The sequence below is a fragment of the Lysinibacillus sp. Y5S-8 genome (genome assembly GCF_036894365.1).
Lineage (GTDB): Bacteria > Bacillota > Bacilli > Bacillales_A > Planococcaceae > Lysinibacillus > Lysinibacillus fusiformis_D.
On record NZ_CP145889.1, the window covers coordinates 854,816 to 881,267 of the forward strand.

Sequence of the window (26,452 nt, forward strand, 5' to 3'; positions counted from 1 at the left end):
TTTCTAAATTAAACGTTTGTAAAGATAAAATGTTTCCAAAATTAAATGTTATGATGTTAAAGGCAACACTAAAAATAATAATAGTACAAAAACGACATGAGCTACAATAACAAGTGGCATACTTTTTTTCCACTCATAGATGAAGCCCCAAATAATACTTGCCAAAAGTACAGCTATAACACCAAGTATAAAACCACTTAGAGCAATTGATATCGCACACAGTATTGCAGTTACTATAACAGCCAACGATGGACGCATAAAGCGTTTTAACTGCTGTTGGATATAACCACGCCAAAATAGTTCTTCACCTATGGCAACGATGAATACGAGTAAAACATAGTGCCAAATATTTTGTGGTCCATAGTTTGTTAAAAACTTTTGAACGGATTGTACTAAATTATTATTAATATATGGAGCGAGCCAGTAACCAAAGCGAATGATACCATATGTGATGGTACCGTATCCAATACCAAAGAGTAAAAATTGCCATGTAGGTAATTTATCTTCAATGGAGCCAGCTAAGATGGCGATGGCAATACATACTAATAAAGTAAATGCATACATGTACCAAAATACTGCTTGGTTAGCAAAGGTAAAAGCAAGCATGCCATAAACGAATAATAAAGAAAGGAGAAATAGTAGTGTTTGTTTCGAATTTGTTAGCATATTCGACCTCCATACTTTAATTTTATCAAAAAAATAGCCCCTTATCATCTATAAAGACAAATAGGGACTATTCGGACTATTAAGCTTCATTAGTATATAAAATTTTATAACGTTTATGATTGACGACCGTTTTCTCTTCAATCTCAAGGGAATCAAAATTCTCCATATATGTTAAATTAACAATCACCGAATTTTCATTTACCTTTTCGACAATACCTTGTAGACCATTTTTAAACTCGATAATATTTCCAACTTCAGCTATTTTCACAGACAGTCAGCTCCTTCATCGACTAATAATATACAGTTTGAATGAAAATTTGGGAAACGTAAAGCTTTTTTTAAATAATTCATAATTTATTACACAAAAGATGAAAAGAGAGGTATAAAATAAATGGAAAAATACGAAAATATGCTTAAACAATTACAAAACGGGGAAATAGAAAGTATTGAAATTCAAAAGGAAGATTTTTATGAATTTCGCGAAATACTTGTAAAGCATCCTTTATTTAAACATTATAGGGGTGAGGCCAAACAAAATGGACGGATTATATATACTTATACTGAACTTCCGAGAAGTTAAAATTTGTCGAACATTGTCGTAAGTTAATGCTGTAAGAAATAAAATATAAATGTATAATAATGGTATGATTATTTGTGTGTGGAGGGTTGTATGAATGGTCAATCTACTCTTGAAACAAATGGAACAAACTCGTGAGATGATGATTCGCTCAGGTGTAGAAAACGGGTTACAAAATGCAAAAACCATTCAACTGAGTCGCAGATTAGATCAGTTAATGAACACTTATTATAGACAGATGGCATTTGAGGAAGAAAAAGACCAAGAAAACTAAAAAGATTGTTCCAGTATTCAGAGTAAAAACATTTTAACATATATGTTTAAAATGCATTTCAATGGGGAATAACTTACTATGAACACAGCAACATTCTCATTTCCCCCTTTAGAGCAGTGATCCCCCAATCACTTGCTCTCTTTTTTTTTTCGCTTATTCGGTATATATGTCATACATAAAAAGTTTAGTACAAGTTATGGGAAGAGTTTGAATTATGTGTTTCCTTCACCTAAACTGAAAAGATACAGAGTCTGGATTCTCACAGAGAGTGCAGACATTCTAAAATAAAGGAGCATGTACATATGACGAAGAAACGTATAGCATTTATTGGCACTGGTGTGATGGGTGCTAGCATCATTAAACATTTAATAAAAAATGGGCATGAAGTAACTGTGTTTACGCGGACAAAGGAAAAAGCAGAACCTCTTGTGGCATTGGGAGCGTCTTGGGCAAGTTCGCCAGCAGCAGCATTTAAAAATCGTGACATTGCCTTCACAATGGTTGGATATCCTTCAGATGTTGAGGAAGTATATTTTGGGCAAAATGGTCTTTTCCAAACAGCAGAGCAAGGTAACGTTGTCGTTGATATGACGACTTCAGAGCCTTCCTTGGCAAAGAGAATTTATGAACACGCCCTTTCAATGGGTGTAGAGGCTTTAGATGCTCCTGTTTCAGGTGGTGATATAGGAGCACAAAATGGTACATTGTCCATTATGATTGGTGGCGATCAAGCTACTTATGATAAGGTATTGCCAATTATGAAGCATTTTGGGGAAAATATTGTTTATCAAGGTGAAGCGGGTGCTGGGCAACATGCAAAGATGTGCAATCAAATCGTCATTGCTTCAGGTATGATTGGAGTGTGCGAATCACTAGCATATGGTTTAAAGGCAGGATTAGATTTACCGACGGTATTACAATCAATCGCATCAGGGGCAGCTGGCTCATGGTCTTTAAGCAATTTAGCTCCACGCATGATACAAGGGGATTTTGCTCCAGGCTTTTATGTTAAACATTTTGTCAAAGATATGAAAATTGCTTTAGATGAATCCAAAAAAATGGGTATCTCTTTACCAGGGCTTTCATTAGCATATGACATGTATGAGAAATTGATTGAAGAGGGCTATGGTGATAATGGTACACAAGTTCTTCTAAAGTATTATAAATAGTGGCGTGAATAGAAAACCTGAAGTCTCTTTATTTCTTGGGAGACTTCAGGTTTTTTAGTACTACTCTTTACCAAAAAGTTGAGAATCTAAAGAGAAGTTAGATGCTCCTGCTAAAGCAAAATAAAGAGCTATAGCGCCTAAAGCTAAATCTAATTCATAACCAGCCAATCCATCAGCTCCGATAAAGCCAATGCTTAGTTTTGCTGTAAAGATAGCAACGATCATTGTAATCGTTAGTAAAGCGCCAAAGATTCTAGTGGCTAAACCTAAAATAATGGCAATTCCGCCTACTAATTCAATAATCGCAACGATATACGCCATAAATCCTGGTATACCTAGACTATCAAAGAAGTCAGCTGTGTAGCTGATTCCACCTTGAAACTTTTGAAAACCATGTACGGCAAAAATAATGCCAAGAACGACACGTAAAATAGTTGAACCAATCATTTGCATAATAAAATAACTCCTTTTCTTTAACTTACATTTCGTAACCTAGTTTATTTTTAAAAATAACTTTTGTCAAGTAACTTAATGTATTTTTAGAATTGGTTTTTTAGAAAAAGTGCTATACTGTTAAATAGGAACTAACAACAATGGAGGCTAGTAGATTGGATCAAAAAAATATTTGTCCACGATTTGAAAAAGCACTCATGATATTAAATCATCGATGGAATACTTTGCTAATTTATCAGTTGCTCGATGGTCCACAACGTTATTCAACCATTAAAAATCAGTTGAATATTAGCAGTCGTGTTTTAACAGAACGATTAAAGGAGTTAGAGACAGAGCAAATCGTGTTACGTACAGTAATTCCTTCTACACCAGTTGTCATTGAGTATGAGCTTACGGAAAAGGGATATGCTATTGCGCCAGTGCTAAAAGCAATTGAACAATGGTCTTCTGACTGGGTGACACTAAATGAAAAATGATAAAAAGGTATTCAAGTGAGGGGCTTGAATACCTTTTTATAGTGTTGAAAAACAAACAATCAATAGAATTTGTGAAAGGTGAAAATGGATTTCCGTTGCAGGCTACTTGCTTTCCTGTGGGCGAGCGCCGAGCCGCTTCCTCCGCTACCGCTCCGTTTAGAGGCTCGCCTGTCTCGCTATCCCACGGGAGTCAAGTAGCCTTCCACTCCAATCCATAAAAATGTTTCTTTTTAGCAAAGGTCTTCAAATAAAGTGAAGGGTATTCACTACTCTTTATGGTGAGGTGTTGTCACTCATCACTTCTCCACATTGAAAATAAGATCCTATCCTCTCTCTAATAATATAAATAAAGGGCTATTTTGTTCAGGAAAAGACACTTTTACAGAATGGTTGATTGGAGTGGAGCCAGTGTCACTCCTAGGAGATTAGCGTCCCAGAGGAGACCCTGGAGCGAACGCAGTGAGTGAAGCGGCTCATCGGACGCCCCCTGGAAAGGACGCCGGCGGAACGGAAATCAACCCCCCTCACCTTGTCAAAAGATCTTTTTTTTGATTTACACGGAAAACGATGGAAAATGAGTGTTCATTTATCGATCATTTGGCAGTTATTTTTCAATGAAATTGCTGTTATATTGTAAATAATATTAATTTTCTTTAAAAAAAGATATTTTTTATTACAGAGAGAGGTTAATTGATTATTATAGAAAATAGAGGGGAGGTTTTATATGAAGAAAGGTACAGCAATCGATGTACAGCATCGAAGTCAGTTAGCCATTTATTTATCATTGCCAATACTTTCATGGGCATTTTATGATTTTGCGAATACAATTTTTTCTTCAAATATAAATACAATTTTTTTCCCGTTTTACATGGATGAAGTGCTGGGTACGAATGAAGTCATGCAACAAGTAGCAAGCACCTTTATATCCTACGCCAATGCGATTGCAAGCTTGTTGCTCGTTATCTTTTCACCGCTTTTTGGGGTTTGGATTGATAACACTGGCTACAAAAAGAGGTTTATCGTATGGTTTGCATCTATTTCCATTCTTTTTACATTTATGATGGGGATCTTTGCAAATGTACAATCGACAACCAACTACTCAGGTGTCCCTCTTAGTTTATTTTTAGTAGTTGCAAGCTTTGTCATTGCAAAATTTTTCTTTAATTCAAGTCTAGTATTCTACGACTCTATGATGGGTGATTTAGGAACAAAAGAAGAGATGCCATTAATCTCAGGGTATGGAGTTGCAATTGGTTATTTGGGCACACTTTTTGGATTACTTGTATATTTATATGTTGGTAACAGCGATTTTCACCGAGCGTTTATTCCAACAGCTATCTTGTATTTATTATTTTCATTGCCATTATTTTTAATTAATAAAGATACACCTATTCCAAAAGCGCAGCGCAAGTCCATAAAGTTTTTAGACGGCTATAAAGAAATCATTCAAACTTTTAAGGATATGAAGCAATATAAGGCCATTTTTACGTTCATGATTGCTTATTTCTTTTTAAATGATGCCATTGCTACGACGATCGCCATGATGGCTGTTTATGCTACGGCAATTGTTGGATTTAGTTCTGGTCAGTTTATCGTTCTTTATTTGGTCTCTACGGTATCAACAATCATTGGTTCTCTTGCATTTGGCTATATAACGAAATCCATAGGAGCTAAACGTGCCATTACGATAGTTGCGCTCATTATGATTATCGCTTTAGTGTTCGCTGTTTTTGCCTCAGCACAATGGATGTTCTGGCTAGCAGGTAGTCTATTTGGGATATCCCTTGGATCCATGTGGGTGACATCTAGGACCTATATTATTGAATTATCACCATATGAGAAACGCGGGCAGTTTTTCGGCTTATTTGCCTTTTCAGGTAAAGTATCATCGATTATCGGTCCAGCCGTATATGGAACAGTGACATTATGGATGAAGGATTATGGCACCCTTGCTAGTCGTGTCGCGTTATCCACATTAATAGTGATGACAGTAATCGGCCTATTGGTACATCTAAAAGTTAATGATAAAAATGGAAATAGCAAGTAGGAGAAATGTATTGCCTATGATACAATTGAATTATAAATAGATGTAGAGAAAGGAGCGGGATTGCATTGGAACATAAAGGAATATTATTAGAAAGTGGCACAAATGAGCTAGAAATCGTTGAATTTGAAGTAGCAAACAATAAATTCGGCATCAATGTGATTAAAGTGAAAGAAATTATTCAACCGATACCAGTAACATTTATCCCACACGCGCACCCGCATGTAGAAGGAATTATTCAATTACGAGGTGAAGTATTACCGGTTGTAGATATGCTGCGAGTATTAGGAATTCAAGGTGCGGAGCGTAATCCACAACAAAAATATATTGTGGCTGAATTCAATAAGCAACGTGTTGTTTTCCATGTAGATAATGTGACACAAATTCATCGTATTTCATGGAATCAAATTGAAAAGCCATCTGATATGTATCAAGGTGGGACATCACAAGTAATCGGTGTAATTAAACAAAATGAACAAATGATTCTATTGCTAGATTTCGAAAGAATTATGGTGGATATCAATCCTGAATCAGGAATTAGTGTGGAATCTGTTAAAAAGCTTGGTAAACGTGAACGTTCTGGAAAGCGTATTTTAATTGCAGAAGATTCACCATTATTACGCAAATTATTATTCGACACAATGAGCGAAGCTGGTTATGACAATGTTGAATTCTTTGAAAATGGTCGCGATGCTTATGAATACTTAGAAGGAATTGCGAATAGTGGTAGCGATATCGCAGAACATATTCAATTAGTGGTAACTGATATTGAGATGCCACAAATGGATGGTCATCATTTGACACGAAAAATCAAAGAGCACCCTGATCTTCAGAAGCTTCCTGTCATCATTTTCTCAAGTCTCATCACAGACGATCTTCGCCATAAAGGGGATCAAGTAGGAGCAGAAGATCAAATTAGTAAGCCAGAAATTGCAGAGCTCATTTTACGTGTTGACCAACTTATTCTGTAATGTTAATGACTTACAAGATACTTCACAATTTTAATAATGGGTATCCTAAAAGTAAAAATAAATGAAAGAAAAGTCGGATGCCTTAAAAAGGTGCCGACTTTTTTGTATAGGTCCACATTTTATGAACAAAATAGGCTTGGAGGATGTGATGATTTGAATGAACTAAAAACAGCCATTATTGATATCGGCTCCAATACCATTCGATTAGTATTATATCAGTATGATAATGAAGAGGGGCTTCGTGAGCTAGGAAATATTAAAACGGTAGCACGTTTGCGTACATATATATTGCCTTCAGGAGAAATGTCTGAAGAAGGTATTCAAGTGTTATCAGAAACTTTATTCACATTCAAAGCGATGCTAGAGGATTTTGAAATAACTGATGTCAAAGCAGCTGCAACAGCTGCTATCCGACAAGCCACTAATCGAGATCAAATTATAGAGGAAATGAAAAAACGAACTGGTATCCAAATTGAGCTTTTATCAGAAGAAGAAGAAGCCTATTTTGGCTATGTTGCAGTTGCCTATTCCATGGGTACAAAATCGGCCGTAACGATTGATATTGGTGGTGGAAGTACCGAAATTACGCTATTTGAAAATAAAGAAATTCAGCAATCACATAGTTTTCCATTTGGGACAGTTTCTTTAAAGCAACGATTTGTAAAAGGCGACATTATGAATAGTAGTGAAAAAGTGGAACTCATTGCCTTTGTTAAAGAGCAATTTCAAACACTCCCTTGGATACAAAATGTCGCATTACCTATTATCGCAATTGGTGGTAGTGCGCGGAATATTGTACAAATTCATCAGCAAAAGCATGACTATCCAATTGCAAGTGTGCATGGCTACGAAATGTCTAAGGCAGATTTGGATGATTTAAGCTCATTTTTAGGTCAACTAAGCTTTCAGGAATTGAAACAATTAGATGGGCTTTCATCGGATCGCGCAGATATTATTGTACCTGCATTAGAGGTATTTAGAGTGTTAATGGAGGCGGTTGGTAGTGGGACATTCCAACTGACAAAGAGAGGTTTACGTGAGGGACTCATTTTTCAACGGATTTTGCAAACAGATGCACAGGCCTTTGATAAATACAATGTATTTGAAGGGAATGCAAGAAGATTAGCACGTCAGTATGGTCGAACTGAAATGGAAGTTGATTATTTAATGAATTTAGCAGACCAATTGTATCGTGAATGCTGTCATTTAGGTTATTTGCAATATCATCCAGAAGATTTGCATTTATTGTCGAAAGCGGCCAAGGTTTTTAATATTGGAGAGTATATTGAATTAAGCTCTTCCAGCCAACATACTTTTTATTTAATCGCAAATCAATCCATTGATGGTTTAAATCATTTAGAACGAGTAAAACTAGCACTTCTTGCATCCTATAAAAATAAAGATTATTTTGAACGATTTGCCGCTCCGTTTGCAACATGGATGGATCGTGAGGAATATCGCAAATTACGAGATTTTGGAGCGTTATTAAAATTTGTCTATGCTTTAAATGTGTCAAAGCGCAATGTTGTCCATGCCATCGAGATGCGCACAGAAGAGGATCATGTACAACTGGATATTTATGTAAAAAAGAATGCAGCTGCTGAAAAGTATCAAGCCAATCGCCATAGAAAACATTTAGAACGAGCATTAAAAATCCCAATGAGGATCAATTTTATTGAAGAAGGGTGGAACAATGGATGACAACTGAAGTAACGAAAAACGAGCTACATGAGGAAGACTTTTCAGAAAAACATAGTCGGTTATTAGAGGAGATTGCCAAGCCTCAGTACTATAATAATCGGGAACTGAGCTGGCTTGCCTTTAATGAAAGAGTATTAGAGGAAGCGGAGGATATCAATAATCCTCTGCTAGAGCGTTTGAAATTTTTAGCTATATTTAGCTCAAATTTAGATGAATTTTTCATGGTGCGTGTTGCAGGGCTACAAGATCAAGTTCGAGCTGGCTTTCATAAGCCTGAAAATAAATCTGGATTAACACCAAAGGAGCAGTTGGCGAAAATTGCAGAGCGTACACAAGCATTAGTTCGTCGACAGACAGAAGTTTATCGTCATTTAATCTATGATTTGCTTCCACAGCATAATGTACATATTGCAGATATGAAAGATTTAAACAGTGCACAAAAAGCATTTATCAATGAGATGTTTGCGGAAACAATCTTCCCAGTTTTAACCCCTGTAGCAGTAGACGCGTATCGTCCTTTCCCAACATTATTTGGTAAGACATTGAATTTACTCGTACTGTTAGAGCAGGATGAGACAGAAGTTGAAAGTCGGGAAAAAGTAGCCATCGTACAAGTCCCTTCTGTCCTAGACCGTTATATAAAAGTGCCATCCGAAGAAGGGAAAACAATTGTTGTTTTATTGGAGGACGTGATTGTAGCGCATATTGAAAAGCTATTTTATGGCTATAGTGTAAAATCAGCACAAGCTTTCCGTCTAACAAGAAATGCAGATTTAACGATCCATGAAGAGGGGGCTCGCGATCTGCTAGTTGAAATTGAAAAGGAACTAAAAAAACGAAAATGGGGCGTAGGGAGCCGTTTAGAAGTTCGAGTTGGAGAAATGAATGAGGAAGTACTTCAATATTTATTAGATGAATTTGAAATTGAAGAAACAGATGTGTTCCATATTGATGGGCCTTTGGATTTAACCTTTATGTTCTCTTTCGTTAAAGGTATTTCTGTTGGCCGCGAGCATCTAGAATATGAAAGCTTTATTCCACAGCCACCTTTAGATTTACAATCAGATGAAAATATTTTTGAAAAAGCTCTACAACAAGATATATTTTTCCATCATCCATATGAATCGTTTGCTCCAATCGTTGATTTTATTGCAGAGGCAGCGGTTAACCCGAATATATTAGCAATCAAGCAAACATTATATCGAGTAAGTGGCAATTCACCGATTATACAAGCATTAAAACTTGCGGCTGAAAATGGCAAACAAGTAACAGTGCTAGTTGAACTTAAGGCTCGTTTCGATGAAGAAAACAATGTACACTGGGCAAAACAATTAGAACAAGCAGGCTGTCTTGTGATTTATGGCATGAATAATTTAAAAACGCACTCTAAAATAACACTAGTTGTTAGTCGTCGTAACGGTAAAATTGAGCGTTTTGTCCATCTTGGGACAGGAAATTATAATGATGCTACTGCAAAAATTTATACGGATATGGGCATAATAACTACAGATAAAGAGTTTGGCATTGATGCGACAAACTTCTTTAACTACTTAAGCGGCTATACAGAAAAGCCTACCTTTAATCATTTAGTCGTGGCACCATTTGATATTCGAGATGAATTTATTCGTTTAATGGATGAGGAAATTGCTTGTCATAAAAAACATGGTAATGGTTTTATTAGGGCAAAAATGAACTCACTGACAGACAAAGACTTAATGATGAAGCTTTATGAAGCATCCATTGCAGGTGTAAAAGTGGAGCTCATTATACGTGGTATTTGCTGTATTAGACCAGGTATTCCTGGTATAAGTGAGAACATTACCGTGACAAGTATTGTTGGCCGTTTCCTAGAACATTCTCGTATTTATTGGTTCCATCATAATGGAGAAAATAAAGTCTATTTATCGTCAGCAGATATGATGACACGCAATATGATTAAACGTGTAGAAATATTGTTCCCTGTATATGCAAGTGAAGCAAAAACTCGTATTATTGACATAATGAATGCACAATTAATGGATACTGCGAAAGCACGTATTCAAGACTCAAATGGTAAATACCATTACAAAGAGTTTGATCGTAGCGAAGATCCGTTAAATAGCCAGGAAGTTTTCTTAAAGGATGCATTAAAGCCTACGCTAGACGAAGAATAGAGCAAACACGCTACTTAGTGAGGGATAGAATGAAAAAATATAGAGAGAGTGTAGCGCCATTTGCAGATTATCAGCAGCTCATCCAACTGAATCCATTTGATGCAGTTGTCTGTTTGAAAAAAGTGGATACGGCCGTATTTGAGGTTGTTGAATTTAATGATAAGCTATCTTTATTGCTTGAGTTACAGGATAGCTCAGCCAAGAACGCGGAGCATTTTTTTTCAGAGCCATGCTGGCTGCAATTGTCGGAACTGCTAAATCAAGATGTCAATCAACAGCATGTCCTAACATTAGGTACTGATCTTCAAAAAAAAACATTTGTGATTCATGTACAGCACTTAGCTAATTCTATGGTTGCTATGATCCTTCGTGCAACACAAAGCGAAGTAGCGCCCTATTTACAATTTGTGGAGCAACATGTGAGCCCAGTGTTAACGACAGATATACGAGGTCGTATTATCCATCAAAACGTTGCTGCTACCTCTGTCTTATCTAGAGAGCAGCACAGCCTAATAGGACTAGATATTTTTTCATTATTAGAAAGTAGATATAGCAATGAATTTAAATTATTATTTGCTAAAACCATTGAAGGTTCAGCTTTTGGCATGCCTAGATGTTTATTAAAGGGCCAATTGCTAAGTCAAGAGCCTTTTTATTTAAGAACGCATCCAACTTATTATAATGGCGAGGTAATAGGGGTACATTTATTTGTCAAAGATGCCAATTCATTTATGAATGATCATGAGGCATTTTATTACCTAGCGCTGATGGACGAATTAACAGGTATTTGGAATCGGAAGGCTTTTAAAGAACACTGGCTGCACCATTTAAATGACAAAAAGCAAGAACACAAGCAAGCTGCCCTAATTTTGGTTGATATTGATCGCTTTAAAAAATTTAATGAATCTCTTGGCGAGAGCAAGGGTGACGAGCTTATGCGTATGTTTAGTCATAGGCTTCGTGAGCTTTGTTACTCAAAATGCTCCCTTTATCGCTATAACAGTGATGAGTTTATCTTTGTGCTAAAAGATGCAACCATCCAAAAAATTGAGCATACTGCGAATGCAATATTGGATGTTCTAAAACAGCCGTTTATGATAGATGGACAGGAATATTTTATTAGCGTATCGATTGGCATTTCGCTTAGTCCAGCAGATGGAAGAGATTTAGAGACACTTGTACGGAAAGCTGATAAGGCTTTATTTTCTGTTAAAGAGCATGGCCGCTCACATTACCGTTACTATCGTGAAGATATGACAGCTGTCTTTCCAAATGAAGCATTAATGGAGGCACATTTACGTCGTGCCATTGAATTTAATGAGCTGAGTCTCCATTTACAGCCACAAATGGATTTAGCAAACAATAGCATCAATAGCTTTGAAGCATTACTGCGATGGAATAATCGTAAATTTGGTTTTGTGTCACCTGCACAGTTTATTCCGATTGCTGAGGCTTCAGGCTTAATAATCGAAATAGGTGATTGGATTATTGATGAGGTTTGTCGTTACCAAAGAGAATGGCAATCGAAAGGCTATCGTCCTGTACGGATAGCCGTTAATATTTCACCTAAGCAGTTTAGAAAAGAAAATTTCGCTCGAAAAATTAAAGCGGCTTTGAAGAAATATAGTGTACCACCTGAATTATTAGAGGTGGAAATAACCGAAAGTTCTATGACAAACGTTCATGAAACTTACTCGATTTTGACCGAGTTGAAGCAACTAGGTGTGTATGTGTCAGTGGATGATTTTGGGACAGGCTATTCCTCATTAAGCTATCTCAAGCGCTATCCAATTGATATCATTAAAATCGATCAGTCATTTATTGCAGATATTGCAAAAGATGACAAAAATGAAGCCATTATTAAGGCAATTATTTCGATGTCTCATAATTTAGGATTAGAGGTCATTGCTGAAGGAATTGAAGAGGCTTCACAAGTTGATTTTCTTAAACGTCATCACTGTCAAAAAGGACAGGGCTATTTATATAATAAACCATTACCAGTGGAAACAATTGTTCAACAATATTTTGTTAGCTAATCAACGAGTAGCACTTTCATCGCCTAAAATGGGTGAAGTGCTACTTTTTTATTTATGGCTTTTAAGACCATCCAAGACAATAGTTGTGAATTGGGCCATTTCGGAGGCCAAATCAAAATCCTCACTATGAATTAACCAATCATAAACATTGGCACGCATACAGCGCCGAATAATTGCTTGTATGTTAGGAGCAGATACATCTTGTCTGAATTCCCCCTGTCGAATTCCTTCCTCGATATATGTATTCATAATTTGAAAGATTTTACGTTGTGGATTGATTAAGTAGTGATCTTGTTCTACTTGGTTTGTCATGGCAGCCGTATACACTGTGCGCAATAAATCTTTTCCTACAACTTTCGTTAAATAGTTCATTTGTTGTTGATAGACAAATAAAATTTTTTCACTTGCTGATAATGAAGGATCAATATTTTTTTCTACAGTGCTATAAAATTGATCCAGCTCCATAAATTTTTCTAATATAACATCATATTTGGATGGGAAATATGTATAAAAGGTCCCTTTCGAAACATTGCAGGCTTTTGTAATTTGTTCAACAGAGACATGTTCAAAACCATACTTGTTAAATAAATCTAACGAGGTTTTTAATAATTTTTCCCGTGTTTCTAATGCCTTTTTCTGTCTGCTCGTTAATGATTCCATCGTAGCTTATTACCTCCAAAGTAAAGTATTGTAAAATATTTTCTGTAAAAATATTCTGAAAATATCTTTTTTTTAATTGACGAGATGGAATTATTTTGATTATGATTTAATTGACCGCAGTCACTGACTATGGTCAACGAAAGTATCTCATTATTAATGTTACGACAAAAAATAGGCGTTGGCTAGTGTATCATGCAGCTTGTCTGCTGAATTTTCAAAGATTGGGGGAAGTCTAAATGAAGGAGAAATTAGGTTTTATTGGCTTAGGCAATATGGGGTTACCGATGTCTATCAATTTATTAAAGGCAAATTATCAGGTGTATGGCTTTGATACAAATGCAAAGGCCATGGAGCAATTTAGAGCAGCGGGTGGCATTGGTATGGAAACAGCAAAGGACGTTGCACAGCAATGTGATGTGGTGATGACCAGCTTACCGACTCCTCAGGTAGTAGAAATGGTGTATCAATCAGAACAAGGAATCATTCATCATGCTAAAAAGGGATGCTTACTCATTGATTTTAGTACAGTTAATCCCGAATTGAACGATTCATTGTATAAAGAAGCAAAAGCCTTAGGGTTACGATATTTAGGAGCACCTGTAAGTGGGGGAGTAATTGGAGCAGTAAATGCTACTCTAACAATTATGGTTGGTGGTGACAAGGAAGATTATGAAAGTGCTACGAAAATATTCGCAATAGTCGGTAAAAATAGTTACCATCTAGGAATTTCGTCAAGTGTAGGTACACGTATTAAATTATTAAATAATTTAATGATTGGATTTTATACAGAGGCCGTCGCTGAAACAATCGTACTTGGTGAAAAGATGGGCATTCATGCTGATGTGCTGTATGAAGTGTTAAGTAATAGCTATGGTCAAAGCCGTATTTATGAACGCAATTATGTGGAATATATGAAAAACGATAATTATGAGCCAGGCTTTTCGACAAACCTACTATTAAAGGATTTAAAGCTAGCGAAGGAAATGGCAGACGAAGCAGGCTTAACGCTGCGAATCGGGGAAAAATTGGTGGATTTGTATAGTGAAATTGCTCAGCAAGGCTATGGTGAAAACGATATGTCTGCTGCTTATTTAAGTTTAAAAGAAACTGCTAAAATAGAACAATTTTAAGAGGAGGAAAAGAAAAATGACAACAGCACAAGAAATTCAAACATTAACACATTTTATTGGCGGACATTTAGTGGAAGGAAAAAGCGGCCGTTATGGTTCAGTATTCAATCCTACAACAGGTGATGTCATTGCAAAAGTACCACTTGCCACAATAGAAGAAACACGGGAGGCAATTGAGCAGGCACAAGCGGCATTTCCTAAATGGCGTGACACATCTGTGGCAAAGCGAGCAGAAATTGTCTTAAAGTTTCGAAACCTTATTACAGAAAATATGGAGGAGCTACTGCAAATTATTTGTACAGAAAGCGGGAAGACGCTTGAAGATGCTAAAGGAGAAATCACCCGAGGACTTGAATCTGTTGACTTAGCTATCGGTGCCCCACACTTAATGAAAGGGGAATACTCTGTTAATGTTGGCGGGCAAATTAATGCCTATTCTGCAAAATATCCATTAGGAGTAGTGGCGGCCATCTCGCCATTTAACTTCCCAATTATGGTGCCTTTAGCTCAAACAAGTATGGCTATTGCTGTAGGGAATGCTGTTGTGTTAAAAGCATCAGAACGTGTGCCAATGACTGCATTGTTTGTTAGTGAGCTGTGGAAAAAAGCTGGGTTGCCCGATGGTATTTGGACAGTGATAAATGGTGATAAGGATGCCGTTAATGAACTTTTGGAAAACCCAACTGTGCAAGCCATTTCATTTGTTGGCTCAACACCGGTGGCGAAGTATATTTATGAAACAGGCTCAAAGTATGGAAAACGTGTCACTGCCCTTGGTGGTGGTAAAAACAATATGGTTGTGATGCCAGATGCAGACCTTGAACAGGTAGCAAATGCCTTTATTGGGGCAGCATATGGTGCAGCCTCTCAGCGTTGTATGGCAATATCTACGATTATGCCTGTAGGGAAAGAGACAGCAGACCGTCTAGTGGCGATTCTTAAAATGAAAATCACTAATCTGAAGGTAGGTCCATATACAGACCCTGATGCAGATTTTGGCCCTGTCATTTCTCAACAATCAAAAGAGGTGATTCTTGCTGCAATTGAGCGAGGAGAAACTGAGGGAGCATCGGTGATTTGTGATGGCCGTGAACTTGATATTGTCAAAGAATCTAAAGGCTTTTATGTAGGACCTACATTATTAGATCATGTAAAGCCAGGGATGGAAATTTATGAGCAAGAGGTATTTGGACCTGCTCGTAATGTTGTACGTGTAGATTCACTGGAGGAAGCTATCACACTTATTAATAAACATGAGCTAGGCAATGGTGTCACAATCTTTACGAATGACGGGTTAGCAGCTCGTCAATTTACGACTGAAATAGATGTTGGCATGGTAGGTGTCAATGTACCAATTCCAATTCCAGTTGGCTACCATAATTTTGCTGGTTTTAAAGGCTCTCGTTTTGGTGAAGGGCATATGTTTGGTCCAGATCAGGCACGATTCTTTACAAAAACTAAGACAATTTCAGAGCGTTGGATGGCAGGTAATGCCTCTACAGCATCCACATTTGCATTCCCAAGTAATAACGACTAATACAAACAAAGGGCTGTAGATTCTTACAGCTCTTTTTCTTAAAAAAGGAGAGGGAATGGTGTATGCAAGGAAAAACAGTTTTCATTACAGGGGCTGCTCGTGGCATTGGTCTTGCCATCGCCCAAGCATTTGCTAGGGAAGGAGCATATGTAGTAATTACGGATAAAAATGAACAGCTTTTAAAGGAAGCGGTTGCTCAAAACCCTTCTTTAACGATATATACATGTGATGTGACAGAAGAACAAGCTATACGAGAGGCTATTGCATTTACGATTGAAAAATTTTCAACAATAGACATTTTAATTAATAATGCAGGATTTCAACATGTCTCATTGATTGAAGACTTTAAAACGGAGATTTTTGAGGCTATGCAAAAGGTCATGGTCGTTGCACCATTTGTGGCGATGAAATATGCATTACCACATATGAAGAACAATCAATTTGGTCGCATTATCAATATGGCTTCCATCAATGGGGTTATCGGGTTTGCTGGTAAGGCTGGTTACAACGCAGCAAAGCATGGTGTTATTGGGTTAACAAAAGTGGCAGCCCTGGAGGTAGCAAATGATGGTATTACAGTTAATGCCATTTGTCCAGGTTATGTGGATACAGAATTAGTGCACAATCAATTTAGTGATTTAGCGAAGACTCGAGGTATTCAAATAGAGGAAGTACTAGAACAGGTGCTTTATCCACTTGTACCGCAAAAACGGCTGTTGGATGTCTCTGAAATTACAGGGCTAGCTTTATATTTAGCAAGCGATGTAGCAAAGGGGTTAACTGGTCAGGCGATTCTTTTAGATGGTGGTTATACGGCTCAATAGCTTAGGAGGGTGAAATATGATTCAAACGAAAACAATCTTTACCGTTCATTCACCAGGAACCATTGTATATGGGCGTGATTCTTTTGAAGAAGTAGGGGACTATGCCAAAGCATTAGGCTCTAAGGCATTAATCGTTAGCGATCCAATCATGGATCGCTTAGGTTTTGTTAAGCAGTGTCATACCTTGTTAAAAATCCAAGGGATAGAGGCTGTTTCATACTTAGGAGTGACAACTGAGCCGGATGATACGTATGTAGCCGAGGGACTACAGCTGCTGCAGAAAGACCACTGTGATGTCATTATATCTGTTGGTGGAGGAAGCTGTATTGATACAGCAAAAGCGATTGCGGTAGTAGCTACAAATGGTGGCTACATAGGAAATTATATGAAAATGGCCAAAGTTGCAGCGCATGCACCAATACCGCATATAGCCATACCAACCACAGCGGGGACAGGCTCTGAGGCCACAGATGCAACTGTTATTACGAATACAAAAACGGCTGTAAAAATGATGATTAAACAGCCAGCTTTTATGCCAACTGTTGCAATAGTCGATCCTGTTTTAACTATAACATCACCGCCTGCGATTACCGCAGCAACGGGAATTGATGCTTTAAGTCATGCTATTGAAAGCTATTTATCATGCTTAGCGCATCCATATTCGAATGTTCTTGCATTATCTGCCATGGAATTAATCGTCAATAATATACTTAAAGTTTATGAACAAGGTGATGATGTGGATGCGAGGGAAGCGATGTCATTAGGCTCCATGCAGGCAGGGCTGTCATTTTCAAATGCTTCTGTTGCCTTAGTTCATGGAATGTCGCGTCCAATTGGTGCACTCTTCCATGTTCCACATGGCATCTCCAATGCGATGCTTTTACCAGCTGTATTGGACTATTCAAAAGAAGCTTGTATAGATCGTCTAGCGGATTTAGGACAGTTTTTTAACAAAACAAAAGAGTCATATTCACAAGAGGAGCTAGCACAATTAGCCATTACGTCCATTAAGGAAATGTGTAGGCATATGAAGATTGGCAATTTAAAACATTGGGGAATAGAAGAACAAGCTTTTTACAATGCTATCCCTAAAATGGCTGAGGATGCTCTTGCAAGTGGCAGTCCTAGCAATAATCCGAAGATACCAACAAAAGAAGAATTAATGGAACTATATAAAATTGCCTATACGTATGAGTTTTAATGATTGTGAGAGTTATTCAAACTGCTGAATAGCTCTCTTTTTTTGAAAAAACAGAAAATATTCTAGTAATCTATAGAATTAATATGACATATTCGAGAAAATATAGTAAAATTCTAATGAATCATCATTCATTTTTTACTAAGGGGGAAATGGAATGTTACAGGGGAAAACGATTATTATTACGGGTGGATCAAGTGGTATGGGGCTTTATATGGCAAAGCAATTCGTCACTGAAGGTGCTAATGTTATCATAACAGGGCGTGACGAAGAACGATTAGCAGAGGCTAAAAAATTTATTGCTGAGGCGGGTCCCTCTATTGAGACGTTTCAAATGGATGTGCGTGTACCTGAGCATGCAGAGGCCATGCTCGCATTTGCTATTGATAAATTCGGTCAGGTGGATGGGCTAGTAAATAATGCGGCAGGTAATTTTATTGTACGAGCTGAGGATCTATCTCCGAATGGGTGGAAGGCTGTTGTGGATATTGTGTTAAATGGTACATTTTTCTGTTCTTCAGCAATTGGTAATTATTGGATTGAAAATAATATAAAGGGATCTATTTTAAATATGGTGGCTACTTATGCTTGGAATGCTGGAGCTGGTGTTGTTCACTCAGCTGCAGCAAAAGCTGGTGTATTGTCACTGACGAGAACGTTGGCTGTCGAGTGGGGAAAACAGTATGGTATTCGTGTTAATGCGATTGCACCTGGCCCAATTGAACGAACAGGTGGGGCAGATAAGCTTTGGGAATCCGAAGCAGCAGCAGCTCGTACGCTAGATTCAGTTCCATTAGGTCGTATAGGAACACCAGAAGAAATTGCTGATTTAGCTACGTTTATGATGTCTAACAAGGCAAGCTATATGAATGGAGAATGTGTAACACTGGATGGTGGGCAATGGCTCAATCAATATCCATTCTAAAAATATTTGCATAACAGTGAGCTGGGTTGACGCATACTAAGGGTAAAGAAAGGAGTGTTACCTATGGGTATGTGGTTAATTCCAGCTATTATTGCCATTGTGATCATTTCTGCAATTTCGTTTGTGTCTACGCTGAAAATTGCAAAAATGACCTCTGAACGGAAATCTGAAAATGATACACCGATTTCAGAAACAGTCGAAGAGTATGCCACGATGTTGAACCCAATTGTTTGGGTCTATGCGATTTTTTTGCTTTTTTTAGGGATTATGATTTTTTATTACTGGAGTAAGGCTGGTTATTAGATAGAAACCATCTTCATTCAGTTAAGTAGAAACTTGACTGAATGAAGATATACTTAGTTTTTGTAGGATAGACCAAAATAATTCATTGTTCATGAAAACTCTTCCCGACCTGGTCATGGTCATACATAGAAAAGTTATGATATGATGAAAGAGAAGGACTGTTCTCCACAGCGAGAACAGAAAAGGAGAAGAAGTTCATGATTTCAACTAACAGCAAAGACTTATTAGCAATGCCAATTAGTGAATTTATTATTTCCTCTGAAAAAGTTGCGCATGTACAAAGTGGAAATAGTGCAGAACATGCACTCCTTGTACTAACGCGTACAGGGTACTCGTCCATACCTGTATTAGATTTGAAATATCGACTTCAAGGTTTACTTAGCATGAAAATGATTACCGAATCGATTCTTGGTCTTGAGCATATTGAATACGAAAAGCTACCTGATATTAAAGTTGACTCTATAATGGACAAAGAAATTGCCGTATTGAAGTTGACGGATACGTTCCAGCGAGCTTTAGATTTAGTCATTAACCACGCCTTTTTATGTGTAGTAGACGAAGACGGTACATTTGCAGGGATATTAACAAGACGTGTTATTTTGAAGCAATTGAAAAAATATATTTATCAAAAAGAGTAGTAGCTTAAGAGGGAACTCAGATGAAAATCATGAGGCCCTCTTTGCTTGTAGTGGAGGTTTAAAGATTGATGGCAACAGAGGCAGAAGTATTAAAAATTTTAGCAGAAGAACGCAATATGCGGAAAGCAGCAGAGCGTCTATTCTTATCCCAACCGGCCCTTTCTCAACGATTACAAACGATTGAAAAGGACTGGGGTGCACAGTTATTTATTCGCTCACAAAAGGGGCTAACTGCAACTCCCGCTGGAGAACAGGTGATTGCGTATGCGAAGGAAATGCTAGCTAAAAAAGAAGAGATTTTTGAAACCATTCAATCCTTAACAACAAAGGTCAACGGGACATTAAAAATTGCCTGTGCATCCATTGTTGGTCAAAACTGGCTACCTAAAATTTTAAAGGATTTTGTGTCAAAATATCCTGAAGCTAAAATATCACTGATGACGGGCTGGAGCTCTGAAATTGTCAAGGCACTCTATGAGGGCGAGGCACATGTAGGCATTGTACGTGGCCAAGTTGACTGGAAGGGAGAAAAGATTCACCTTTTCAGAGATACTCTTTATTTAGTGGACAAAGAAGTTAAGACCATTGAAGATGTGTTGAAGACAGACCGTCCATTTATACAATATAAAAGTGATTCTAACTACTATCAAGAAATTCAACAATGGTGGCAACAGCATTTTGCATCAAATCCTAGAAAACAAATTTTAGTGGATCAAATTGAGATTTGTAAGCAAATGGCCTTAAATGGCATCGGCTATGCTATTTTACCTTCCATTACTTTAAATGACCACGATGCCATTCATAAAATCCCGCTGTCCAATGATGAAAAGGAATTTGGGCTTACGCGAGATACTTGGTTAATTGGCTATGAATCCTCCTTTGAATTGAGACAGGTAGAGGCTTTTGTTGAAGTAGTGCAGGATCATGCACGTTGTTTGTTTGATTATACAAAATAGCCAAAAAGGCAGTTCCAAGTCATGTCGGAATTGCCTTTTTGTATTCATTATTAAATCGCTTATTTCTTAAGAGTTTATGAATATTCATGAAGATATCATAAGAAATGGAACAAAATGCAATTTAAATCGTATAATTATGTAACCATCTATTTACATAAAAAGGAGTTGAGCTTTTGAAAAAGACAAAAATGACGGCACTGACCTTATTAGTCATGCTTGTAATTAGCTTTTTATTGCCTTCTACACAGGCAAGTGCTGCTGCTACATTAGAGGTCAAAGCAACAGCGGGTATTTCAGGTAAAGCTAAATATCAATCAGTGGTGCCACTACAAGTAACAATAAAAAATAATGGTGCAGATTTTTCTGGAGATATGGCCATTAATTCTGCCAATTCTTATGAGGCTGCATCAGCAATCGTCGTTCCAATCGATATAGCAGCAGGAGAAGAAAAGACATTTACTTTCTATCAGGATGGGTTAGCTGACTATAGTTATTCGGACGCAGATTTATTTGCCTTTTATGAGGGAAGCATTGAGAAAGGAAAAAAGGTTGCCTATAAAGGAACTAAACGCCTACAATCTAATTTTTTAGATCCTTCAGCAACGTTTATTTATACATTAACAGATAAAAGTGATCGACTATCGGCCTTTTTACGTTTATCAACATTTGTTGTTCAAAGCAGTGTGGAAGTATTTAATATCAATCAATTAAAAGATTATACATTCCCAGAAGATTCACAGGGACTTGCTATGGCCAACGTCATTGTAGTGGATGAAGTGGCGATAGCCGATTTAACACAAAAACAACAAGAGTCCTTACTAAAATGGGTACAAGATGGCGGTACATTACTCTTAGGGGCTGCTGACCAAATTGATGCCACAGCCGGTATTTTGAAAGAGTATTTACCTTTATCATTATCACAAGAGATGACTTCTATTTCTGCAGAGGCATTAACTAAATTATCGGGTGGAGGCATTTTTACACAGCCTATTTCGGTTTACTCGTCTACTAGTAGTGAAGGGAGTTTACCAGTACTAACAGAAAATAATACAGTGTTAGCTGCAAAGAAAAAAATTGGTAGTGGAGAAATTATTCAAACAGCTTTCTCTTTAGGTGATCAACCGCTTGCATCAATGGACGGCTATGCTGCCCTTATAGCTAAAATGATTGATATTCAAAACATTTCGCAGCAAGGGATGATGAGACAGGGGCAATCATCACTCGACCAAATTTCTTATGAGCTTCGTAACATTAATGAATTATTTCCATCCTTTGAAGTATCAGTAAGCTATATGCTAATTGTCATTATTCTTTATATTTTAATTATCGGGCCACTGCTTTACGTTGTTCTAAAAAAAATGGACAAGCGTGAGCATGCATGGTGGATCATTCCATCGATTTCAATTGTCCTTTCAATTGTTCTCTTTATTGTTGGAGCGAAGGATCGTATTGTTCAGCCACAAGCTCAACAATCTGCATTCTATAAAGTAAACGAAGATAGTAGTGTAAATGGTTATTATGTAGAGTCGATTCTAACAAATCGCAGTGGGGATTTTGTGGTCAATGCTGATCAAAATACGACTGCCGTTGCTTTGAGAAATTACAATAATTTCACAGGGACGATGGGAGCTTTACATGAATCTTCTTATATAAAAGAAAATGCTAACGGTTCGACGTTAACATTACGCGACTTAAGCTACTGGTCTGTGCAATCCTTTGGCGGAAAAACATCAGCTCAAAATATGGGCAAGATGGATATTGATATAACATTGAAAAATGAAAAGTTGACAGGAACGGTTAAAAATAATTTCCCATTCACATTAAAAGATGTCACATTAATTTCTGGTGTGAAAGAAGTGAAGCTAGGGGATATTGAAGCGAATGGAACGTTACAGGTTAACAAGGAACTGAAAACAACAGTTCTTCAAAAACCATCGATATTCAATAATTATAATTATAGTTACCCATCGAAGAAGGATGAGGTAGACCCAATGCGTATTGAAAGAATGAAATCATTAGCATTACCGCTTGTAGAAAATGATAACCAGCCAATACTGACAGCTTGGACAGATCAAGCTCTTGTAGGAGTTGAACTAGAAACAAGTGCTAATATGTCACCGATTACTACGTTTGTTCAACCGTTTAAAGGAAAAGTGGAACTATCAGGTCCATTTACAATGAAGCGTAATAACTTTACCTATACATTAGTACCACTTTCAGCAAGTGGACACTATGAAAAAATTGATGAATTGAACAATTGGTACCTATCTGATGGTTTATACGAAGTCACAATGGCAATGCCAGATCAATTTATGGATGCTGTTCAATCACTTAATGAGCTCACAGTTTCCAATAAGGATGTTGCACGTATGCAGATAGCGATCTGGAATAATGAAACTAACGTATATGAACCACTGGTAGATACAAAGCAAGTGTTTACGGATAAAATTTCAAAGTACTTTAATCAAGATGGAGAACTACGAATGGAAATAAAATATGGTCCTGACCCATCTGGAGAACAAACGAAATTACCAGATATAGAGCTGAAAGGAGTGGCAAAATAATGATAGAAATTCGTGACTTAACGAAACGATATGGCTCCTTTACAGCACTAGATCATTTAAACTTGTCCTTAGAAGAAGGCGTTGTATTTGGATTTGTTGGTGCTAACGGGGCAGGGAAATCTACAACATTCTCTATTTTAGCCACATTATTGTCGCCAACTTCTGGTGATGCCTTAATCAATGGCAAAAGTGTTGTGAAGGAACCGAAGGAAGTGCGCAAGCAAATTGGCTATATGCCTGATTTCTTTGGTGTCTATGACCAGTTAAAAGTAGATGAATATTTAGATTTTTACGGTGCGAGCTACGGTATTCAGCTAGCAGAGCGTCAAGTGTTAATTCCACAACTATTAGAGCTAGTGAATTTAACAAACAAACGCTATGAATATGTGGATTTATTATCACGGGGGATGAAGCAACGCTTATGTTTAGCCCGTGCCCTTATCCACGATCCCAAGGTATTGATTTTGGATGAGCCTGCATCAGGTTTAGATCCACGAGCTCGTGTGGAAATGCGAGACATTTTACGGAATTTAAAATCCATGGGGAAAACCATTTTAATTTCCTCGCATATTTTGCCAGAGCTTGCTGAGATGTGTGATGAAATCGGCGTCATTGATAATGGCAAGCTAATTGCACATGGCAATGTAGCTGCGATTCAAGCACAACTACAGGGAGAAAAGCGTATTGTGATGAAAGTGACAGATCGACTCGATGCAGTACGTGCATTTTTGGAGGAAGATCCCCATATTTCTTCTATTGATGTCATCGACAATCGCTTAGAAATAGCCTTTAATTATCGTGGAACAGACGTAGAGCAAGTGTCATTATTGAAAAAGGCAATGCTTGCCGATTTACCGATTTATGCCTTGAGTGAGGAAGAGAAAGATTTAGAGGATGTCTTTATGGCGATTACGAAGGGAGCGGACAATCAATGATGGAAAGATTTTATAATCCGGTACTCGTAAAAGAATTGAAGTTACGCTTCCGTTCTTTTAAAAGCTTCTCAGGGTTAATGTTTTATTTAGCAGTACTTTGTATTTTCATTGCAGGATTTTTATTGCTTACGACTGAATTTACTGGCAGGGGCTTCTTTAGACCAGAAACAAGCTTTATGATGTTTGCTGTGCTAACCATTTTACAAATGGCATTAGTTCTTTTCATTACTCCAAGTTTAACTGCAGGTGCCATCAGTAGTGAACGTGAGAAGCAAACTTTAAATATTTTACTAACAACAACACAAAGTTCTACACAAATTGTTATTGGAAAATTATTATCCTCTGTAGCATTTCTAGTATTGATGCTAGTAGCAGGATTACCACTATATAGCTTAGTATTTCTATTCGGTGGTGTATCACCTTCGCAGCTTATTTCTATATTTTTATTTTATTTAGTTACTGTAGTAGCAATAGGTAGTATTGGTGTGATGTTTTCAACAATTACAAAGAGAACCATTGTGGCCATGATTGCAACATATGGATCGATTATTTTTTTAGGTGGTATTACAGCATTCTTCTTCTTTTTAACAATGGCCTTTCATCAAATGGGTAATGCCATTGGTACAAGTACCTCCTTTATGACTTATTTTTGGGCGTCTATCAATCCAGGTGCCTTGATGTTGACGCTTATTTCACCAGAGATGGGTGATGCGTTAGCTGAGCTTTCTGGTATAGAACTACCTGTATGGATTATGTATTTAATTGCTTATGTATTGATCATTGTACTTTGTTTAACGATTGCAATTAAAAAATTACGTGCCAACATGAAAAGTAACCGATGAGGAGGAATTGGTATGGAGCGTCGTAAGCAGTTACGAAAATATATTCAGCGTGCAAAGTCGAGCTTAACTCTTGAAAGAAGTATTCCCATTGCACAGTACGGTTTGTTTTTGGCATTGCTTTCGAGTGCTTCTCTCGTTTTAATTTCCCGACTATTTGTTTGGCCATATTATCGTCAAATAGCATTAGGTGCGTTCATTACTGTTATGGTTGCAACTACTGTTTACATATGGTGGAAACGTGTCAACGAAAGAGAGGCTTTGCATACTCTGGATCATTATTTTTCTCATAATGAGTTAGTGACAGCATTATCGTTTAAAGATGATCAGGACCCCCTTGTCCAATCTTTATTATCTAAAGCCATACAAAATGTTGAAAAAGCTTTTGCTGACTTTAAGGCTCGAAAGAAACACCTGTTTCGTCCAAAGGCATTTATCGGATTATTCGTCACAACAATTGTACTAGCCATTCTTTATATGTTCCCAGCAGCGACGCAAATAGAAGCAATCGAGGTTGAAAAAGAGCAAGCTGTTATCGAAGATATGAAAAAGGAAGTTGCTGAACTAGAAAAAAAAGCACAAACAAAAGAAGTTAAGGAGCAATTGCAAGAGCTTCAAAATACTTTAAAAGAGGCTGAAACGGCAGAAGAGGCTTTACGGGAAGTTGTGAAAAAGCAAAAGGAACTAGCCCTAAAGGAACAGCAATTAAAGGATAAACAAACGGCTAGTCAAGATGGGGCAGCAGAAGAACAAAGCTTATCGAAGGAAGAGGTTGAGCAGCTAAAAGAGCTTGCTCAAATGCAGCAAGGGCTAACGGAAAATGCAAATGCTACTCAAACGGCTATGAGCAAGCTTGGTAAGCCAGCAAGTAATTCCTTACAAAATGCTATTGCTAGTGCCAATCATAATGCAAGCAGTAACAAACAAAACAATCAACAGTCTTCTGGTAATGCCCAACCTAGCAATCAGCAAAGCCAAGCAAGTCAGTCTGGTCAAAATAATGCTCAAAGTGGTTCCAAACAACAAGGGCAAGGACAGGGACAAGGGCAAGGACAAGGACAAGGACAGGGTCAAGGACAAGGACAAGGACAGGGACAAGGACAAGGACAGGGACAAGGGCAAGGACAGGGTCAAGGTCAAGGAGCAGGAAGTGGCCAAGGCGGTCGAAATTTATTAACGACACCTAATCGAGTTGGCGGATCAAGTGAGACATCAGTAGATGGTGGAGCGTTAGGAGATGGTTCTCACGTATCTGAGCAACAGGGAAATGGACCAATAACAAAGGGCTCTATTCGACCATATGAAGAAGTAATTGGCTCCTATAAAGACAGCTATTTAGAAAGCTCAGAGCGTTTACAATTACCAAAGGATTTACAAAATGTCGTGCAATCTTATTTCACGTCAATTGAGTCGCAGTAGGAGG

25 protein-coding genes are annotated in these 26,452 nt (G+C 37.5%); 21 read left to right on the plus strand and 4 right to left on the minus strand.

Annotation, left to right across the window (positions count from 1 at the left end):
• Positions 1–48: 48 nt before the first annotated feature.
• The gene (locus tag V6670_RS03945; protein ID WP_036125844.1) at positions 49–666 is read right to left on the minus strand and encodes a CPBP family intramembrane glutamic endopeptidase; all 618 of its coding nucleotides are present in this window, start codon (positions 664–666) and stop codon (positions 49–51) included.
• Between the two features lie 79 nt (positions 667–745).
• Entirely contained in the window at positions 746–934 is a 189-nt protein-coding gene (locus V6670_RS03950; protein WP_004224583.1) for a DUF2187 family protein, read from the minus strand.
• A gap of 123 nt (positions 935–1,057) precedes the next feature.
• Here V6670_RS03950 and V6670_RS03955 point away from each other — a divergent pair, with 123 nt between their 5' ends.
• From V6670_RS03955 to V6670_RS03965, 3 genes are all read left to right on the plus strand, one after another.
• On the plus strand, positions 1,058–1,246 hold the full coding sequence (locus tag V6670_RS03955) for a hypothetical protein (RefSeq protein ID WP_036125841.1): 189 nt from the start codon (positions 1,058–1,060) through the stop codon (positions 1,244–1,246).
• Between the two features lie 94 nt (positions 1,247–1,340).
• Entirely contained in the window at positions 1,341–1,517 is a 177-nt protein-coding gene (locus V6670_RS03960) for an aspartyl-phosphate phosphatase Spo0E family protein (RefSeq protein WP_080717115.1), read from the plus strand.
• 302 nt (positions 1,518–1,819) lie between these two features.
• The gene (locus V6670_RS03965) at positions 1,820–2,686 is read left to right on the plus strand and encodes an NAD(P)-dependent oxidoreductase (protein WP_338652739.1); all 867 of its coding nucleotides are present in this window, start codon (positions 1,820–1,822) and stop codon (positions 2,684–2,686) included.
• A gap of 60 nt (positions 2,687–2,746) precedes the next feature.
• On the opposite strand, the gene V6670_RS03970 is transcribed toward V6670_RS03965, so the two are convergent.
• Positions 2,747–3,139, minus strand: a complete 393-nt coding sequence (locus V6670_RS03970) for a DoxX family protein (protein WP_036125836.1) — start codon at positions 3,137–3,139, stop codon at positions 2,747–2,749.
• A gap of 155 nt (positions 3,140–3,294) precedes the next feature.
• Between V6670_RS03970 and V6670_RS03975 the strand changes: the two genes are divergently transcribed.
• From V6670_RS03975 to V6670_RS04000, 6 genes are all read left to right on the plus strand, one after another.
• Positions 3,295–3,615, plus strand: coding sequence for a helix-turn-helix domain-containing protein (locus tag V6670_RS03975; protein ID WP_036125834.1), 321 nt, complete (start codon positions 3,295–3,297; stop codon positions 3,613–3,615).
• Between the two features lie 724 nt (positions 3,616–4,339).
• Entirely contained in the window at positions 4,340–5,662 is a 1,323-nt protein-coding gene (locus V6670_RS03980) for an MFS transporter (protein ID WP_058843413.1), read from the plus strand.
• Between the two features lie 65 nt (positions 5,663–5,727).
• Positions 5,728–6,630: a chemotaxis protein gene (locus tag V6670_RS03985; protein ID WP_036125743.1), complete on the plus strand. Its 903-nt coding sequence runs from the start codon at positions 5,728–5,730 to the stop codon at positions 6,628–6,630.
• Between the two features lie 153 nt (positions 6,631–6,783).
• Complete coding sequence (locus V6670_RS03990) at positions 6,784–8,331, plus strand: Ppx/GppA family phosphatase (protein ID WP_141904828.1); 1,548 nt, start codon at positions 6,784–6,786, stop codon at positions 8,329–8,331.
• Positions 8,328–10,484 (plus strand): RNA degradosome polyphosphate kinase, encoded by a 2,157-nt coding sequence (locus V6670_RS03995; RefSeq protein ID WP_141904829.1) that lies wholly within the window; start codon positions 8,328–8,330, stop codon positions 10,482–10,484. The genes V6670_RS03990 and V6670_RS03995 overlap by 4 nt, the downstream gene beginning before the upstream one ends.
• A 29-nt stretch (positions 10,485–10,513) precedes the next feature.
• Complete coding sequence (locus V6670_RS04000; RefSeq protein ID WP_141904830.1) at positions 10,514–12,520, plus strand: GGDEF domain-containing phosphodiesterase; 2,007 nt, start codon at positions 10,514–10,516, stop codon at positions 12,518–12,520.
• 48 nt (positions 12,521–12,568) lie between these two features.
• Here V6670_RS04000 and V6670_RS04005 read toward each other — a convergent pair whose 3' ends face one another.
• Entirely contained in the window at positions 12,569–13,180 is a 612-nt protein-coding gene (locus V6670_RS04005; protein WP_338652742.1) for a TetR/AcrR family transcriptional regulator, read from the minus strand.
• A 236-nt stretch (positions 13,181–13,416) separates the two neighbouring features.
• Between V6670_RS04005 and V6670_RS04010 the strand changes: the two genes are divergently transcribed.
• The 12 genes from V6670_RS04010 (at position 13,417) to V6670_RS04065 (ending at position 26,448) form a co-directional block, all read left to right on the plus strand.
• Positions 13,417–14,310: an NAD(P)-dependent oxidoreductase gene (locus V6670_RS04010; RefSeq protein WP_338652743.1), complete on the plus strand. Its 894-nt coding sequence runs from the start codon at positions 13,417–13,419 to the stop codon at positions 14,308–14,310.
• Positions 14,311–14,326: 16 nt separating this feature from the next.
• Positions 14,327–15,847, plus strand: coding sequence for a CoA-acylating methylmalonate-semialdehyde dehydrogenase (locus V6670_RS04015; RefSeq protein WP_338652744.1), 1,521 nt, complete (start codon positions 14,327–14,329; stop codon positions 15,845–15,847).
• A gap of 62 nt (positions 15,848–15,909) precedes the next feature.
• Positions 15,910–16,671: a 3-hydroxybutyrate dehydrogenase gene (locus V6670_RS04020; RefSeq protein ID WP_338652745.1), complete on the plus strand. Its 762-nt coding sequence runs from the start codon at positions 15,910–15,912 to the stop codon at positions 16,669–16,671.
• A 16-nt stretch (positions 16,672–16,687) separates the two neighbouring features.
• A complete protein-coding gene (locus V6670_RS04025) occupies positions 16,688–17,872 on the plus strand; it encodes an iron-containing alcohol dehydrogenase (RefSeq protein ID WP_338652747.1) in 1,185 nt (394 codons plus the stop codon).
• Positions 17,873–18,026: 154 nt separating this feature from the next.
• The gene (gene fadH, locus V6670_RS04030) at positions 18,027–18,794 is read left to right on the plus strand and encodes a 2,4-dienoyl-CoA reductase (protein WP_338652748.1); all 768 of its coding nucleotides are present in this window, start codon (positions 18,027–18,029) and stop codon (positions 18,792–18,794) included.
• 63 nt (positions 18,795–18,857) lie between these two features.
• A complete protein-coding gene (locus V6670_RS04035) occupies positions 18,858–19,097 on the plus strand; it encodes a hypothetical protein (protein WP_036125717.1) in 240 nt (79 codons plus the stop codon).
• A gap of 197 nt (positions 19,098–19,294) precedes the next feature.
• Positions 19,295–19,735, plus strand: coding sequence for a cyclic-di-AMP-binding protein CbpB (gene cbpB, locus V6670_RS04040; protein ID WP_036125716.1), 441 nt, complete (start codon positions 19,295–19,297; stop codon positions 19,733–19,735).
• Between the two features lie 68 nt (positions 19,736–19,803).
• Positions 19,804–20,691: a LysR family transcriptional regulator gene (locus V6670_RS04045; RefSeq protein ID WP_036125714.1), complete on the plus strand. Its 888-nt coding sequence runs from the start codon at positions 19,804–19,806 to the stop codon at positions 20,689–20,691.
• 173 nt (positions 20,692–20,864) lie between these two features.
• Complete coding sequence (locus V6670_RS04050) at positions 20,865–23,255, plus strand: hypothetical protein (protein WP_338652753.1); 2,391 nt, start codon at positions 20,865–20,867, stop codon at positions 23,253–23,255.
• Positions 23,255–24,190, plus strand: coding sequence for an ABC transporter ATP-binding protein (locus V6670_RS04055; RefSeq protein ID WP_141904836.1), 936 nt, complete (start codon positions 23,255–23,257; stop codon positions 24,188–24,190). Before V6670_RS04050 ends, V6670_RS04055 begins: the two co-directional genes overlap by 1 nt.
• Positions 24,187–25,032 carry an ABC transporter permease gene (locus V6670_RS04060; RefSeq protein WP_036125707.1) on the plus strand — a complete coding sequence of 282 codons (846 nt, stop codon included), beginning with the start codon at positions 24,187–24,189 and terminating at the stop codon, positions 25,030–25,032. The genes V6670_RS04055 and V6670_RS04060 overlap by 4 nt, the downstream gene beginning before the upstream one ends.
• 12 nt (positions 25,033–25,044) lie before the next feature.
• The gene (locus V6670_RS04065; RefSeq protein WP_338652755.1) at positions 25,045–26,448 is read left to right on the plus strand and encodes a hypothetical protein; all 1,404 of its coding nucleotides are present in this window, start codon (positions 25,045–25,047) and stop codon (positions 26,446–26,448) included.
• Positions 26,449–26,452: the final 4 nt, after the last annotated feature.